This is a genomic window from Pseudomonas sp. NFPP25 (genome assembly GCF_900116505.1).
GTDB classification, from domain to species: Bacteria; Pseudomonadota; Gammaproteobacteria; order Pseudomonadales; family Pseudomonadaceae; genus Aquipseudomonas; species Aquipseudomonas protegens.
Window position 1 is genome coordinate 535087 of sequence record NZ_FPBG01000002.1, and the last position, 16290, is coordinate 551376.

The 16290-nt window shown below is 63.2% G+C and carries 12 protein-coding genes; 2 read left to right on the forward strand and 10 right to left on the reverse strand.

Annotated elements, in window-relative coordinates; translation table 11 throughout:
• Positions 1-288: 288 nt before the first annotated feature.
• From gcvT to arcD (BM382_RS09505), 10 genes are all read right to left on the reverse strand, one after another.
• Entirely contained in the window at positions 289-1413 is a 1125-nt protein-coding gene (gcvT, locus tag BM382_RS09460; RefSeq protein WP_019094558.1) for a glycine cleavage system aminomethyltransferase GcvT, read from the reverse strand.
• A 40-nt stretch (positions 1414-1453) separates the two neighbouring features.
• Positions 1454-2830, reverse strand: coding sequence for an L-serine ammonia-lyase (locus BM382_RS09465; protein WP_065365373.1), 1377 nt, complete (start codon positions 2828-2830; stop codon positions 1454-1456).
• Positions 2831-3008: 178 nt separating this feature from the next.
• The gene (gcvP, locus tag BM382_RS09470; RefSeq protein WP_019094559.1) at positions 3009-5864 is read right to left on the reverse strand and encodes an aminomethyl-transferring glycine dehydrogenase; all 2856 of its coding nucleotides are present in this window, start codon (positions 5862-5864) and stop codon (positions 3009-3011) included.
• Between the two features lie 9 nt (positions 5865-5873).
• A complete protein-coding gene (gcvH, locus tag BM382_RS09475; RefSeq protein ID WP_011062894.1) occupies positions 5874-6257 on the reverse strand; it encodes a glycine cleavage system protein GcvH in 384 nt (127 codons plus the stop codon).
• Between the two features lie 313 nt (positions 6258-6570).
• A complete protein-coding gene (locus tag BM382_RS09480) occupies positions 6571-8079 on the reverse strand; it encodes a sigma-54-dependent transcriptional regulator (RefSeq protein WP_011062893.1) in 1509 nt (502 codons plus the stop codon).
• Positions 8080-8253: 174 nt separating this feature from the next.
• Positions 8254-8613, reverse strand: a complete 360-nt coding sequence (locus tag BM382_RS09485; RefSeq protein WP_011062892.1) for a DUF5064 family protein — start codon at positions 8611-8613, stop codon at positions 8254-8256.
• Positions 8614-8685: 72 nt separating this feature from the next.
• Positions 8686-9615, reverse strand: coding sequence for a carbamate kinase (arcC, locus tag BM382_RS09490; RefSeq protein WP_011062891.1), 930 nt, complete (start codon positions 9613-9615; stop codon positions 8686-8688).
• A gap of 62 nt (positions 9616-9677) precedes the next feature.
• Positions 9678-10688: an ornithine carbamoyltransferase gene (locus BM382_RS09495; RefSeq protein ID WP_025126828.1), complete on the reverse strand. Its 1011-nt coding sequence runs from the start codon at positions 10686-10688 to the stop codon at positions 9678-9680.
• 83 nt (positions 10689-10771) lie between these two features.
• Positions 10772-12028: an arginine deiminase gene (gene arcA / locus BM382_RS09500; protein WP_011062889.1), complete on the reverse strand. Its 1257-nt coding sequence runs from the start codon at positions 12026-12028 to the stop codon at positions 10772-10774.
• Positions 12029-12073: 45 nt separating this feature from the next.
• Positions 12074-13501 (reverse strand): arginine-ornithine antiporter, encoded by a 1428-nt coding sequence (arcD, locus tag BM382_RS09505; RefSeq protein WP_011062888.1) that lies wholly within the window; start codon positions 13499-13501, stop codon positions 12074-12076.
• 453 nt (positions 13502-13954) lie between these two features.
• On the opposite strand from arcD (BM382_RS09505), the gene arcD (BM382_RS09510) reads away from it, so the two are divergent.
• Together arcD (BM382_RS09510) and BM382_RS09515 are read left to right on the forward strand one after the other, a co-directional pair.
• Positions 13955-15382: an arginine-ornithine antiporter gene (gene arcD / locus BM382_RS09510; protein ID WP_011062887.1), complete on the forward strand. Its 1428-nt coding sequence runs from the start codon at positions 13955-13957 to the stop codon at positions 15380-15382.
• Complete coding sequence (locus tag BM382_RS09515) at positions 15379-16254, forward strand: DNA-3-methyladenine glycosylase family protein (protein ID WP_072442702.1); 876 nt, start codon at positions 15379-15381, stop codon at positions 16252-16254. Before arcD (BM382_RS09510) ends, BM382_RS09515 begins: the two co-directional genes overlap by 4 nt.
• Positions 16255-16290 lie beyond the last annotated feature (36 nt).

Here is a 16290-nt window from a genome sequence, read left to right on the forward strand (position 1 = left end):
AACTTGTTAGCTACTGCCCAGGTCACGATTCCAAGCGACCCATGCAAACACAGTGGGGAAACTCTACGCCAACTATGGGAGAAAAAACAAGCCCCGCGAAGCCCCGGTTTTACTCAGCTTGCCGAGGTTTGGCGGAACTAGCGTGCGGGGCTTATTCGATAGAGTTGTTCAATTGTTTTCGGGCGTTATAAGTGAAGTTCAGTATCGAAAATATGCACTGTTTTATGGCGGTTGCGTTACAGATTAGTGCACTTTTAACGCAACCGCGTTACTTATAGAAACAGTCCCTCAGCCGCGGTAGTAGCGTTGTGGCACGAATGGCATTTTGCTTACAAGCATTGGCACCTTTTTCCCACGAACTATTGCTGCAACTGGCGTATCGAGTGCGCAGTGCTCTATGTCGAGGTAGCCCATGGCCAAGGGGCCGCCCAGGGTCGGGCCAAAACCGCCGCTGCACACGCTGCCGATAACCTTGCCTTCGGCGTCGACGATCTCTGCACCTTCACGTACCGGTGTGCGTTCCTGGGGCAGCAGGCCGACGCGTTTGCGGCTGACACCGCCTTGCTGTTGGGCAAAGATCACCTCGGCACCGGGGAAGCCGCCGGCGCGGGCGCCATCGGCACGACGTGCCTTGGAGATGGCCCACAGCAGGCTGGCCTGGATCGGCGTGGTGTCGCTGTTCATGTCATGGCCATAGAGGCACAGGCCGGCTTCCAGGCGCAGGGAGTCGCGGGCGCCGAGGCCGATGGCCGCTACTTCCGGCTCGGCCAGCAGGGCACGGGCGAGTTTTTCCGCCTGGGCCGCCGGCACCGAGATTTCGAAACCGTCTTCGCCGGTGTAGCCCGAACGGCTGACAAAGCAGTCTACGCCCAGCAGGGTCACCGGCTTGAACTGCATGAAGGTCATCTGCGCCACCTCCGGCGCCAGGCGCGCCAGCACCGTGACCGCAGCCGGGCCTTGCAGGGCCAGCAGGGCCCGTTCCTCGAACAGCGGTTGAATGTCGCATTGCTCGCCCAGGTGGCGGCGCAGGTGGGCCAGGTCCTGGTCCTTGCAGGCGGCGTTGACCACCAGGAACAGCTGTTCGTCCCCCAGGTTGGCCACCATCAGGTCATCGAGGATGCCGCCCTGTTCGTTGGTGAACATGGCGTAGCGCTGCATGCCCACCGGCAAATCGATGATATCCACCGGCACCAGGGTCTCCAGGGCCTGGGCGGCATTGGCGCCGCGCAGCAGGATCTGCCCCATGTGGGACACATCGAACAGCCCGGCCTGTTCACGGGTGTGCTGGTGCTCCTTCATCACTCCCAGCGGGTACTGCACCGGCATGTCGTAGCCGGCGAACGGCACCATGCGGGCGCCGAGTTCCAGGTGCAGGCTGTGCAGCGGGGTTTTCAACAGTGTTTCGGTGGACATGGGCAACTCCTGAAAAAAACGTGCGGATACAGGCTGCGTATCAGCACTCGATAATGTTCACGGCCAGACCGCCACGGGCGGTTTCCTTGTATTTGCTTTTCATGTCGGCGCCGGTCTGGCGCATGGTGCGGATGACCTTGTCGAGGGAGACGAAGTGCTGCCCGTCGCCGCGCAGGGCCATGCGCACCGCATTGATGGCCTTGACCGAGCCCATGGCGTTGCGCTCGATGCAGGGCACCTGCACCAACCCGCCAATGGGGTCACAGGTCAGCCCGAGGTTGTGTTCCATGCCGATTTCCGCGGCGTTCTCCACTTGCTGCACGCTGCCGCCGAGGACCTCGCACAAGGCCCCGGCCGCCATCGAGCAGGCCACGCCCACTTCACCCTGGCAGCCGACTTCGGCGCCGGAGATCGAGGCGTTTTCCTTGTAGAGGATGCCGATGGCTGCGGCGGTGAGGAGAAAACGCACCACCCCGTCTTCGTTGGCCCCGGGAATGAAGCGCATGTAGTAGTGCAGCACCGCCGGAATGATTCCGGCCGCACCATTGGTGGGGGCGGTGACCACCCGTCCGCCGTTGGCGTTTTCTTCATTCACCGCCAGGGCATAGAGGTTGACCCAGTCCAGCACCGACAAGGCATCGCGCAGCGCCGCTTCCGGGTGCTTGCACAACTGGCGGTGCAGGGCCGCGGCACGGCGCTTGACCTTGAGCCCGCCGGGCAGGATGCCTTCGTTGCGGCAGCCGGCATCCACGCAGTCCTGCATCACCTGCCAGATCTTCAGCAGGCCGGCGCGGGTTTCAGCTTCCGGGCGCCAGGCACTTTCATTGGTCAGCATCACCTGGCTGATGGACAGGCCATAGGTAGCGCAATGTTGCAGCAGTTCCTTGGCATTGCGGAAAGGGAAGGTCAGGCGGGTGGTGTCTTCAACGATGCGATCGGCCCCGGCGGCATCTTCATCCACGACGAAACCACCGCCCACGGAGTAGTACTCGCGGCTGCGGATCTGCAAACCGGCGCTGTCGAAGGCACGAAAGATCATGCCATTGGGGTGATAGGCCAGGGGCTTGCGGATCATGGCCAGGTGTTCTTTCTCGTTGAACGCAATGCTGTGTTCGCCGAGCAGGTTGAGGCGCGCGCTGCTGCGTATTTCCTGCAGGCGCGCGGCGATGTTTTCGGTATTCACGGTGTCCGGGTGCTCGCCTTCCAGGCCCAGCAGCACCGCCTTGTCGCTGCCGTGGCCTTTACCGGTAGCGCCCAGCGAGCCGTACAGCTCGACCTTGACGCAGGTGGTGGCCTTCAGCAGGTCTTCACGGCGCAGGCCTTCGACAAAGCGCGCGGCGGCGCGCATCGGGCCGACGGTGTGGGAGCTGGAGGGGCCGATGCCAATCTTGAACAGGTCGAACACGCTCAGGGACATGTTGGTTCTCCGGTTTCTTATTGTGATGCTCGGCACGCAGGCACTTGTAGGCGCGGGCTTGCCCGCGATCCAGGCGCGCTGTTCGACCCGATTGATGGGGCTCGCTCATCGCCGGCGAGCCGGCTCCTACAGGTATACGCGGTATCTGCAGGGGCACGGCTCTCCAGTGATGGACGGCTTACGCGTCCTGGTAGCTCTCGATCGAAGGGCAGGCGCACACCAGATTGCGGTCGCCGAACACGTTGTCGACCCGGCCAACCGGCGGCCAGTACTTGCCTTCCACCAGGGATGCCACTGGGTACACCGCCTGTTCACGGCTGTATGGATGGGACCACTCGCCCACCAGTTCGGCCGCGGTGTGCGGAGCGTTCTTCAGCGGGTTGTCGTCCTTGTCCAGGGCGCCGTTTTCCACTGCGCGGATTTCTTCGCGGATGCGGATCATGGCGTCGCAGAAGCGGTCCAGTTCTTCCTTGGATTCGCTTTCGGTGGGCTCGATCATCAGGGTGCCGGCCACCGGGAAGGACATGGTCGGCGCGTGGAAGCCAAAATCGATCAGGCGCTTGGCCACGTCATCGACGCTGATGCCGCTGCTGTCTTTCAGCGGACGCAGGTCGAGGATGCATTCGTGGGCCACCAGGCCGTTGCTGCCGGTGTAGAGCACCGGGTAGTGCTCTTCCAGGCGGCGCGAGATGTAGTTGGCATTGAGGATCGCCAACTGCGAGGCTCGCTTGAGGCCGGCGCCGCCCATCATGCTGATGTACATCCAGGTGATCGGCAGGATGCTGGCGCTGCCGAACGGAGCGGCACAGACCGCGCCTTTCTTGTTTTCCAGCGCGGCATGGCCGGGCAGGAAGGGCGCCAGGTGCGACTTGACGCCGATCGGGCCGACGCCCGGGCCGCCACCGCCATGGGGAATGCAGAAGGTCTTGTGCAGGTTCAGGTGGGACACGTCGCCACCGAACTTGCCCGGCGCGCAGAGGCCGACCATGGCGTTCATGTTGGCGCCGTCGATGTACACCTGGCCGCCGTTGTCGTGAATGATGCCGCAGATTTCGCGGATGCCTTCTTCGAACACGCCGTGGGTGGACGGGTAGGTGATCATCAGCGCGGCGAGGTGCTCGCGGTGCTCGATGGCCTTGGCCCGCAGGTCCTCGATGTCGACGTTGCCGCGGGCGTCGCAGGCGGTGACCACCACGCGCATGCCGGCCATGTTGGCGGTGGCCGGGTTGGTGCCGTGGGCCGAGGAGGGAATCAGGCAGATATCGCGGCGCTCGTCGCCACGGCTCTGGTGATAGGCACGAATGGCCAGCAGGCCGGCGTACTCGCCCTGGGAGCCGGCGTTGGGCTGCAGCGACACCGCGTCGTAGCCGGTGGCAGCGCACAGCATCGCTTCAAGTTCGGTGGTCAGTTGCTGGTAGCCGGCGCTTTGCTCGGCGGGAGCGAAGGGGTGCAGCGCGCCGAACTCGGCCCAGGTGATGGGGATCATTTCGCTGGCGGCGTTGAGCTTCATGGTGCAGGAGCCCAGCGGGATCATGGTGCGATCCAGGGCCAGGTCCTTGTCCGCCAGCTTGCGCAGGTAGCGCATCAGCTCGGTTTCCGAGTGATAGCGGTTGAATACCGGGTGGCTGAGGATCGCCGACTGGCGTGCCAGGGCAGCGGGGATGGCGCTGGTGACCGCCGCCGCGAGTGCCGCGAAGTCCGGCGCGGGCTTGCCGTCGGCCAGCAGGCTCCACAGGGTTTCAACGTCGGCTTGAGTGGTGGTTTCGTCCAGGGACAGGCCCAGGCGCTCGGAGTCTATCACCCGCAGGTTGATGCCCTGGGCGCGTGCCTTGTCGTGCAGCGCGGCGGTGTCGGCACCAGTGCGCAGGCTCAGGGTGTCGAAGAAGCTTTCCTGCTCCACGGTCAAGCCCAGCTGGACCAGGCCCTTGGCCAGGATCGCGGTCAGCTGGTGGATGCGCTGGGCGATCTGGGTCAGGCCCTTGGGGCCGTGGTACACGGCATACATGCTGGCGATGTTGGCCAACAGGACCTGGGCGGTGCAGATGTTGCTGGTGGCCTTCTCGCGGCGGATATGCTGCTCGCGGGTCTGCATGGCCAGGCGCAGGGCCGGCTTGCCGAAACGGTCCACCGAGACGCCCACCAGGCGGCCGGGCATGTCGCGCTTGAAGGCATCGCGGGTGGCGAAGTAGGCCGCATGCGGGCCACCAAAGCCCAGGGGTACGCCGAAGCGCTGGGCACTGCCGATGGCCACGTCGGCGCCGAATTCCCCGGGCGGGGTCAGCAGGGTCAGGGCCAGCAGGTCGGCGGCCACGGCTACCAGGGCGTTGGCAGCGTGGAAACGCTCGGTCAGCTCGCGGTAGTCGAACAGGTCACCGTTGCTTGCCGGGTATTGCAGCAGGGCGCCGAAGAACGGGCTGACGTCGGTCAGCTTGCGCTCATCGCCCACCACCACGTTGATCCCCAGGGGCTCGGCACGGGTGCGCAGCACATCGAGGGTCTGTGGGTGGCAATGCTGCGAGGCGAAGAAGGCGTGGCTGCCCTTGTTCTTGCTCAGGCGCTTGCAGAAGGTCATGGCTTCGGCGGCGGCGGTGCCTTCGTCCAGCAGCGAGGCGTTGGCGATCGGCAGGCCGCTCAGGTCGCTGATCAGGGTCTGGAAATTCAACAGGGCTTCCAGGCGACCCTGGGAGATTTCCGGCTGGTACGGGGTGTAGGCGGTGTACCAGGCGGGGTTTTCCAGGAGGTTGCGCAGGATCGGCGACGGCGTATGGCAGTTGTAGTAGCCCTGGCCGATATAGGTCTTGAACAGCTGGTTCCTGGCGGCGATGGCCTTGATCGAGGCCAGGGCCTGGGCTTCGCTCAGGCCCTGGCCCAGCTCCAGCACGCTGGTGCCCTTGATGCTCTCGGGAATCACGCTGGCGCTCAGGGCTTCCAGGGAGTCGAAGCCGAGGCTATTGAGCATGGCTTGCTCATCGCCCTGGCGCGGGCCGATGTGGCGCGCGATGAATTCGTTGGCGGTGCTCAGGTTGACGGTCATGGCGGCTCCTCAGGCTTCGGCGCTGGCTTTGATCAGGCGGTCGTAGGCGTCCTGGTCCAGCAATTGGCCAACGGCAGCGGCATCGGCAGGGATGAAGCGGAAGAACCAGCCTTCGCCCAGCGGGTCTTCGTTGACCAGTTCCGGGCTGTCTTCCAGGGCCGGGTTGGTGGCGACCACTTCACCGTCCAGGGGCATGTACACGCCGCTGGCGGCTTTCACCGATTCCACGGTGGCGGCTTCGGCGCCCTTGTCGTAGCCCTGCAGCTCCGGCAGTTGCACAAACACCACATCACCCAGGGCGTTCTGGGCGAAAGCCGTAATGCCGACGGTGACACTGCCATCCGCTTCGGTACGCAGCCATTCGTGATCTTCAGTAAAACGCAACTCGCTCATGGAAACTCCTCAGGGGCCAGACTCGTCTGGTGGACGCGATTGAATGCTCGGACAGCGCCGAGCCGAATGGCAATGTCCATAGCAAGAACACGGCCAATATTTATTTGGCCGTTGTAAATCAAGGGGTTGAGTGTTTTTTGTAGAGAATGGAATTTCACGGCCGTAGCGAAAACGCTACAGCACGGGGTGCGGAAAAAAGGCTTTGAGGATCAAAGCCTTGCACGGCTGCGATTGCAAGGCTTTGTAGCGAAATCGTTCCACTGTAGCGCTTTCAGTACAGATGGAGGTCGCTTTCAGAGCGGCAGGCGCAAGCTCAGGCCTTGCTGGGAATGCCGTATTTGCGCAGGCGATGGGCAATCGCGGTATGGGAGGTCTGCAAGCGGTTGGCCAGTTGCCGGGTCGAGGGGTAACTGACATAGAGGTTTTCCAGCAGCTCCTTCTCGAAGGCTTCCACGGCCTGTTCCAGGCTGGCCACTTCGGCATCGTTCTGGCGGGCTACCGAGGTGCCGGCAATGTCCAGGTCACCGATGTCCACCAGGTTGCTCTCGCAGATCGCCGCCGCACGGAAGATCACGTTCTGCAATTGCCGCACGTTGCCCGGCCAGCGGTTGCCCAGCAGCGCCGGGTAGGTCCCCGGTGTCAGCCGGCACACCGGCCGCTGGATCTGCGCGCAGGCCTGCTGCATGAAGTAGCGGGCCAGCAGCAGGATGTCCTGGCCGCGTTCGCGCAGCGGTGGCACTTCCACGTTCAGCACGTTGAGGCGATAGAACAGGTCTTCGCGGAAGGTGCCTTCGTTGACCATTTTTTCCAGGTCACGATGGGTGGCGCTGAGGATGCGCACGTTGACCTTGATCTCGCGATCGCCACCGACCCGGCGAAAGCTGCCGTCATTGAGAAAGCGCAGGAGCTTGGCCTGCAGGTAGGGCGACATCTCGCCGATTTCATCGAGGAACACCGTGCCCTGGTTGGCCAGCTCCATCAGCCCCGGCTTGCCGCCGCGCTGGGCGCCGGTAAAGGCGCCGGGGGCATAGCCGAACAGCTCGCTCTCGGCCAGGTTTTCCGGCAGTGCCGCGCAGTTCAGGGCCAGGAACGGCGCGCCGTGGCGGGCGCTGATGGCGTGGCAGGCGCGGGCCACCAGTTCCTTGCCGGTGCCGGTTTCACCCTGGATCAATAGTGGTGCGTCCAGCGCTGCAACCCGCTGCGCCCGGGCCTTGAGGGTGCGGATCGCCGGTGATTCGCCGAGCAGGGCATCGAAGCCTTCGGCGTGGTCGTGATGCAGGGCCGAGAGCCGTTCACCGATACGGTTGGGCGGGTACAGGGTCAGCAGGGCACCGGCGTCGGTAATGGGAGTGGCGTCCAGCAGCAGGGTCTGGCCATTGACGGTGATTTCCCGCAGCGGCAGGCGAAAGCCGTTTTCCAGCAGGGCCTCCAGCAGTGCGGGGTCGGCAAACAGCTCGGCGACGCTTTCCCCGGCCGGTTCGCGACCATACAGGGCGATCAGCGCCGGGTTGGCCAGCAGCACTTTGCCGGCACTGTCCAGGGCCAGCACCGGATCGGTCATGGCCGCCAGCAGGGCGTCCAGTTGCAGGTGCCGGCGTTGCCCGGGAAGGATGTCCACCACCGTCACCGCCTGCACGCCACGTACGTTGAACAGCGCATCGCGCAGTTCTTCCAGCACCTGGGGGCTCAAGGTCGGGGCATCGATATAGACGTTGGGCGGCACCATTTCCACCGCATCCAGGTTGAGGTTGCGCCCGCCCAACAGGGCCAGGACTTCCTGGGTGATGCCGACGCGGTCGATGAAGCTGACGTGGATACGCATGGGGTGACTGACGGTTCTGCAAAGCGGAGGGTGGCCAGTATGCCTTGGGGCAGGGGCTTAGTCGAAATCGTCACGCATGCCGCAAGAGCCGGCTAGCCGGCGAAGGCGGGCCGGGCAGCGATGCAGGGCCGTGGTCAGTTCGCCGGCACGTCGGCCCCAGCAGGGGATCGGGGGTTATGCAAGGTGCTCGGGTTTCACCGGGTCGCCGGGCTTGACGTCCAGTTGCTTGCGTACGTCCTCGAACATTTCGTCGTAGTACTTGTGCATCGAGGCAATGCTGGCGCTTTTGGGCAGGCCGTGCTGCTGGGCGAGGCGGGTGGCGTGGCGGGCGAAGTCGAAAGCCAGGTCCTTGGCCAGGAAGAACTGCTCCTTCAGGGACTTGTCTTCGATGGTGCCGTGCAGGGTGAACAGCATGCCCTTGCCCTCCTTGGGGTCGTGGGCCACTTCGTAGTCAATGCACAGGTTGTAGCTGAAGTCGTCCTTGTTCAGCGCATGGCGCTCGATATGCAGGTGACCGGGCTCAAACATGGCCATAGGCTTCTCTCCTCCAGGGCTTTGAAATGAGGGCAGGCGCCGGGCCTGCCCCGAGTTTTCACTGCAAGCGTCTTACAGGTAACTGATGCCAGGTTGCGCGGTGCTGATGCGGGTGCCGGCCTTGCCCTGGACGATCGCTTCGATGTCCGAGAGTGAACCGATCACTGCGGTTTTGCCAGTGTGCCGGGCAAATTCGCAGGCGGCCTGGACCTTCGGCCCCATGGAGCCGGCGGCAAAGCCCAGCTTCTCGATTTCGTCCGGGTGGGCCTGGCCGATGGCCTTCTGGGTCGGTTTGCCGAAGTCGATGAACGCCGCGTTGACGTCGGTGGCGATCACCAGCAGGTCGGCTTCCAGTTGCTCGGCCAACAGCGCCGAGCACAGGTCCTTGTCGATCACGGCCTCGATGCCCTTGAGCTTGCCATCCTCGCCGTACATGGTGGGGATGCCGCCACCGCCGGCGCAGATCACGATGCTGCTTTTTTCCAGCAGCCACTTGATCGGACGGATCTCGAAGATGCGCTTGGGTTTCGGGCTGGCCACTACCCGGCGGTACTTGTCGCCATCCGGGGCGATGGCCCAGCCTTTTTCCTTGGCCAGCTTCTCGGCTTCTTCCTTGCTGTAGACCGGGCCGATGGGCTTGGTCGGGTTCTTGAATGCCGGGTCCTTGGCGTCCACTTCCACCTGGGTCAGCAAGGTGGCGAACGGCACCTCGAAGTCCAGCAGGTTGCCCAGTTCCTGTTCGATGATGTAGCCGATCATGCCTTCGGTCTCGGCGCCTAGCACGTCCAGCGGGTAGGGCGAAACCTGGGTATAGGCCGCCGCTTGCAACGACAGTAGGCCGACCTGCGGGCCATTGCCGTGGGCAATCACCAGTTGGTTGCCGGGGTGGATCTTGGCGATCTGTTCGGTGGCGATGCGGATGTTGGCGCGTTGGTTGTCCGCGGTCATGGGTTCACCACGGCGGAGCAGGGCGTTACCGCCCAGTGCAACGACGATACGCATAATGCAGTCCTTCTAGAGTCCGGTGCCGGCGCCGCCTGGGCGGCGCCGGTGCTGGAGGGGGATTACAGGTCGGCCAGGGTCGAAACCAGGATCGCCTTGATGGTGTGCATGCGGTTTTCCGCTTGCTCGAAGGCGATGCAGGCGGGCGACTCGAACACGTCGTCGGTCACTTCAATGCCGTTGGCCAGGTGCGGATACTGCTCGGCGATCTGCTTGCCGACCTTGGTATCGCTGTTGTGGAAAGCCGGCAGGCAGTGCATGAACTTGGTCCGTGGGTTGCCGGTGGCTTTCATCAACTGGGCGTTGACCTGGTAGGGCAGCAGTTGCTCGATACGCTCGGCCCAGGCTTCCACCGGTTCGCCCATGGAGACCCAGACGTCGGTGTGAATGAAGTCCACGCCCTTGACCGCGGCTTTCGGATCCTCGGTGAGGGTGATGCGGGCACCGCTTTCCTCTGCGTATTTCTTGCAGCGCTGCACCAGGTCGTCATGGGGCCACAGGGCCTTGGGCGCGCAGATGCGCACGTCCATGCCGAGCTTGGCGCCCACCAGCAGCAGAGAGTTGCCCATGTTGTTGCGCGCATCGCCCAGGTAGGCGTAGCTGATCTCGTGGATCGGCTTGTCGGCGTGCTCACGCATGGTCAGCACGTCGGCGATCATCTGGGTCGGGTGGTATTCATCGGTCAGGCCGTTGAACACCGGAACCCCGGCGAATTTCGCCAGTTCTTCGACGATTTCCTGCTTGAAGCCGCGGTACTCGATGGCGTCGTACATGCGCCCCAGCACTCGGGCGGTGTCCTTCATGCTTTCCTTGTGGCCGATCTGCGAGGAGTTGGGGTCGATGTAGGTGACGTTGGCGCCCTGGTCATAGGCCGCCACTTCGAAGGCGCAACGGGTACGGGTCGAGGTCTTTTCGAAGATCAGGGCGATGTTGTTGCCCTTGAGGTGCTGCTGCTCGGTGCCGGTGTACTTGGCGCGCTTGAGGTCGCGGGACAGGTCCAGCAGGTAGCGCAGCTCACGTGGGGTGTGGTGTTCCAGGCTCAGCAGGTTACGGTTGTGGATGTTGAAAGCCATGATGGATCTCCTTTGATTTCGGTCGTCCACTTGCCGAGGCCCTTTGTAGGGGCAACGGCAAGCTGCTATGTCGGATAGGGCGCTTAGTAGTCGATCGGGTCGCGGATGATCGGGCAGGTCATGCAGTGGCCGCCGCCACGGCCCCGGCCCAGTTCGCCGGCGCTGATGGTGATGACCTCGACCCCGGCCTTGCGCAGTAGGGTGTTGGTGTAGGTGTTGCGGTCGTAGCCGATGACCACGCCGGGCTCCACGGCCACCACGTTGTTGCCGTCGTCCCATTGCTCGCGCTCGGCGGCGAAGGCGTTGCCACCGGTTTCCACCACGCGCAGGGCCTTGAGGTTGAGGGCCTTGGCCACGGTGTCGAGGAAGCTGGTCTCTTCGCGGCGCACATCGATGCCGCCGGGCTTGCTTTCGTCAGGGCGCAGGCTGAAGGCGACGATCTGGCTCACCACTTCCGGGAAGACCGTGACCAGGTCGCGGTCGCAGAAGCTGAACACGGTGTCCAGGTGCATCGCCGCGCGGGATTTCGGCAGGCCGGCGACGATCACGCGCTCCACGGCCTTGTGCTTGAACAGGTTCAGCGCCAGTTGTCCGATGGCCTGACGCGAGGAGCGCTCGCCCATGCCGATCAGGACCACGCCGTTGCCGATCGGCATCACGTCGCCGCCTTCCAGGGTGGCGTTGCCGTGTTCCTGGTCCGGGTCGCCGTACCAGATCTGGAAGTCGGCGTTGGTGAACTCGGGGTGGAACTTGTAGATGGCGGTGGTCAGCAGGGTTTCCTGACGTCGCGCCGGCCAGTACATCGGGTTCAGGGTCACGCCGCCGTAGATCCAGCAGGTGGTGTCGCGGGTGAACTGGGTGTTGGGCAGCGGCGGCAGGATGAAGCTGGAGTGGCCGAGGAAGTCGCGGAACATCTCGATGGTCTTGCCACCGAAGCTGGTGGGCAGGTCATCGGCCGATACACCGCCGATCAGGTACTCGGCGACCTTGCGCGGCTCCAGGCTGCGCAGCCACGAACCGACTTCGTTGACCAGGCCCAGGCCGACCTGGTTGGCGGTGATCTTGCGCTCCAGAATCCAGTCCAGGGCTTCGGGCATGGCGACAATGTCGGTCAGCAGGTTGTGCATTTCAAGCACATCGATATCCCGCTCACGCATCTTGGTGACGAAGTCGAAGTGGTCGCGTTTGGCCTGGGCCACCCACAGCACATCATCGAACAGCAGTTCATCGCAGTTGTTCGGGGTCAGCCGCTGATGGGCCAGGCCTGGGGAACAAACCATGACTTTGCGCAGTTTGCCGGCTTCGGAATGTACGCCGTACTTAACTTTTTCCGTGGTCATTACTGTGATCCTCCAGAGACAAAACAATCGGGGGTGTTGCTAGAGCTATAGGGTCAGGAAGCCGTCGTAGAGTCCGTAGGCCGCCACCAGGGCGCCTATGACCACTGCGGCAAAAATCAGCTTCTCGACGTTGGTGAAAATCGGTTTGTGCAGTTCCATCTTGGCCTTGGCGAACAGCACCACGCCGGGGGCGTAGAGCAGGGCCGAGAGCAGCAGGTACTTGACCCCGCCGGCATACAGCAGCCAGATCGCGTAGAGCAGGGCGATGCTGCCGATGATCAGGTCCTTCTTGCGTTCGGCCAGGGCCTGTTCATAGCTTTCGCCGCGCACCGCCAGCAGTACTGCGTAGGCCGCCGACCACAGGTAGGGCACCAGGATCATCGAGGTGGCGAGGTAGATCAGCGACAGGTAGGTACTGGCCGAGAACAGGGTGATGACCAGGAAGATCTGCACCATGGCATTGGTCAGCCACAGGGCGTTGGCCGGTACGTGGTTGGCGTTCTCGCGGCGCAGGAACTCCGGCATGGTGTGGTCCTTGGCGGCGGCGAACATGATTTCCGCGCACAGCAGCACCCAGGACAGCAGCGCCCCCAGCAGCGAGATGATCAGGCCGACGCTGATCAGTACCGCGCCCCAGTGGCCCACCACATGCTCCAGCACTGCCGCCATGGACGGGTTCTGCAGCTTGGCCAGTTCCGGCTGGGTCATGATCCCCAGGGACAGCACGTTCACCAGCACCAGGAACAGCAGCACGGTGATGAAGCCGATGACGGTGGCCTTGCCCACATCCGAGCGTTTCTCCGCCCGGGACGAGAAGATGCTCGCGCCCTCGATGCCGATGAACACCCACACGGTGACCAGCATCATGTTGCGCACCTGGTTCATCACGCTGCCCAGGTCCGGATTCTTCACGCCCCAGATGTCGGCGGTGAAGATATCCAGCTTGAAGGCGAACAGGGCGATCAGCACGAACAGCAGCAGCGGCACCACCTTGGCAACCGTGGTCACCAGGTTGATGAAGGCCGCTTCCTTGATGCCGCGCAGCACCAGGAAGTGCACGGCCCAGAGCAAAACAGAGGCGCCGATCACGGCCGCCGGGGTGTTGCCCTCGCCGAAGATCGGGAAGAAATAGCCCAGGGTGCTGAACAGCAGGACGAAGTAGCCGACGTTGCCCAGCCAGGCGCTGATCCAGTAACCCCAGGCCGATGAAAAGCCCATGTAGTCACCGAACCCGGCCTTGGCGTAGGCGTAGACGCCGCCATCCAGGTCAGGTTTGCGATTGGCTAGAGTTTGGAAGACGAAGGCCAGGGTCAACATGCCGACAGCGGTAATTGCCCAACCAATAAGAACAGCACCAACATCGGCGCTGGCGGCCATGTTTTGCGGTAAGGAGAAGATCCCGCCGCCAATCATGGAACCCACTACTAGGGCGACTAAGGCGCCCAGTCTTAGTTTACCGGGGGATTCAGACATTGCATGACTCCAATGCAGGAGAAGAGAGACGTCAGAGTAAATCTGCTTGCAATCCGAACAGCTGACTCAGATCAGTTCATTACTGCATTCCGTTGTGAATGAATGACTTAAGATTTGTTGCGGGGGGTAGAATGCTGCCCGGAGAGGGCCATTCCAGACAGGTTTCGATCTCCTTATCAGTAGCGGTTCTCATTGCCGACGACGTTTGAAACTAGACCCTTTTGGGGAATGTGCAAATCTTTCAGCGGCATTGATTAATCACTTGGTAGTGATGGCACTTAGTGCATATCCATAACAAAACAGTCGGTTATTCAGGGCTTTCTACGGGGTGTACAGAGGCCCGTTGCTTAAAGGATAAATAATTGACTGTTACTGTTAGACGCAAATTTGTAGAAGTTATTTAATAGCGTGTAGCTTTAATCGCCAGATCGACTCACTGAAGCAGAGGTAGGGATGTCACAACCGGCGCAGAAGCTGCAACTCGGTGCATTGATCGCCCTGGTGGTGGGTTCCATGATTGGCGGCGGGATCTTCTCGCTGCCGCAGAATATGGCGGCCCGGGCCGATGCCGGAGCGGTGCTGATCGGCTGGGCCATCACCGCAGTGGGGATGCTGACCCTGGCCTTCGTCTTCCAGACCCTGGCCAACCGCAAGCCGGAGCTCGATTCCGGGGTCTACGCCTATGCCAAGGCCGGGTTCGGCGACTACATGGGCTTTTCATCGGCCTGGGGTTACTGGATCAGTGCCTGGCTGGGCAACGTCGGCTACTTCGTCCTGCTGTTCAGCACCCTGGGCTATTTCTTTCCGGTGTTCGGCCAGGGCAATACCCCGGTGGCCATCGGCTGTGCCTCGGTCCTGCTGTGGGCCGTGCATTTCCTGGTGTTGCGGGGGATCAAGGAGGCGGCGTTCATCAACCAGCTGACCACGGTGGCGAAGATCGTGCCGCTGGTGATGTTCATCGTCATCGCTGCCGTGGCATTCAAGGCGGATATCTTCACCCGGGATATCTGGGGCCGCAGCAACCCGAACTTCGGCGGGGTGATGGACCAGGTGCGCAACATGATGCTGGTCACGGTGTTCGTGTTCATCGGTATCGAGGGCGCCAGCGTGTATTCGGCCCGGGCGCAGAAGCGCGCCGATGTCGGGCGGGCCACGGTGATCGGTTTTCTCGGGGTGCTGGCGCTGCTGGTACTGGTCAACGTGCTGTCGTTGGGGATCATGAGCCAGCCGGAGCTGGCGCAATTGCAGAATCCTTCCCTGGCGGCAGTGCTGGAGCATATCGTCGGCCCCTGGGGCGCCTTGCTGATCAGCATCGGCCTGGCGGTTTCCCTGCTGGGGGCCTTGCTGTCCTGGGCCTTGCTGTGCGCCGAGATCCTCTACGCCACCGCCCGGGACCGGACCATGCCGGCTTTCCTGAAGAAGGAAAACGCCAACCATGTGCCGGTCAATGCCTTGTGGCTGACCAACGTGATGATCCAGATCTTTCTGCTGATCACCCTGTTCTCCGCCGGCACCTACACCAGCCTGATCTACCTGGCGTCGTCGATGATCCTGGTGCCCTACCTGTGGTCGGCGGCCTATGCGGTGCTGCTCAGCGGTCGCGGGGAAACCTACGAGCAGGCCTCCCGGGAACGCAAGAAGGACCTGTTCATCGCCACCGTGGCCCTGAGCTACGCCATCTGGCTACTGTACGCCGGCGGCTTGAAGTACCTGCTGCTGTCGGCCTTGTTGTATGCGCCGGGGGTGATCCTGTTCGCCAAGGCCAAGCATGAGCAGGGCGAGCCGTTGTTCACCCCGCTGGAAAAACTGATCTTCGCGGCCGTGGTCATCGGCGCCTCATTGGCGGCCTATGGCTTGTACAGCGGTCTGCTGGCGCTGTGATTCATCACCTGCTCTACCAGGGCGCCTACGACTGGCCGGCGATGCTGGGCTTTCTCAGGGCTCGCGCCATCGAAGGCCTGGAGGTGGTGCAGGGCGATACTTATGCCCGCACCTTCGCGCTGGCGGGTGGGCAAGGCATCTTGAGTGTCTGCCCGGGGCCTGCAGGCCATTTGCAGGTGCAGGTGCAGTTGCAGAGGGCCGAGCAGGCCCTGCTGCCCCAGGTGCTGGCGCGCTTGCGCCGGCAATTCGATCTGGACGCGGACCTGCTCCTGATCAACCGCCATCTGGCCCGTGATCCGCTGCTCGCACCGTTGCTGGCGGCACGCCCGGGCCTGCGAGTACCTGGGGCCTGGGACGGTTTCGAGCTGGCCATTCGCGCCGTGCTGGGCCAGCAGATCACCGTGCAGGGCGCGATCCGCCTGGCGGGCAAGCTGGTGGCGGTGCATGGCCGGTTGCTGGCCAGTCCCGACCCGCAGTGGCCTGGTTTGACCCACCTGTTTCCCACTCCCCAGGTGCTGTCCACTGCCAACCTGGCCGACCTGGGAATGCCCCGCAGCCGGGCACGCACGCTGTCTGCCGTGGCCCAGGCCTTGCTCGACGATCCACTCCTGTTCGAACCCAGGGCCAGCCTGCAACAGGGGGTGGAGCGCCTGTTGCAATTGCCGGGAATCGGCGATTGGACCGCGCAATACATCGCCCTGCGCCAGTTGCGCGAGAGCGATGCCTTTCCGGCGGCGGACGTAGGCCTGTTCAACGCTGTGGCACGTCTGCAGGGGCTGCGGCCCAATGCCCGCCAACTGCTGGCCCGGGCCGAGGCCTGGCGGCCGTGGCGCGGTTATGCGGCGCAGCATTTGTGGGCGGCCATCGGCTGAAACGGTCCGCCGGTTCCTACGGGATCAACTGCCAGC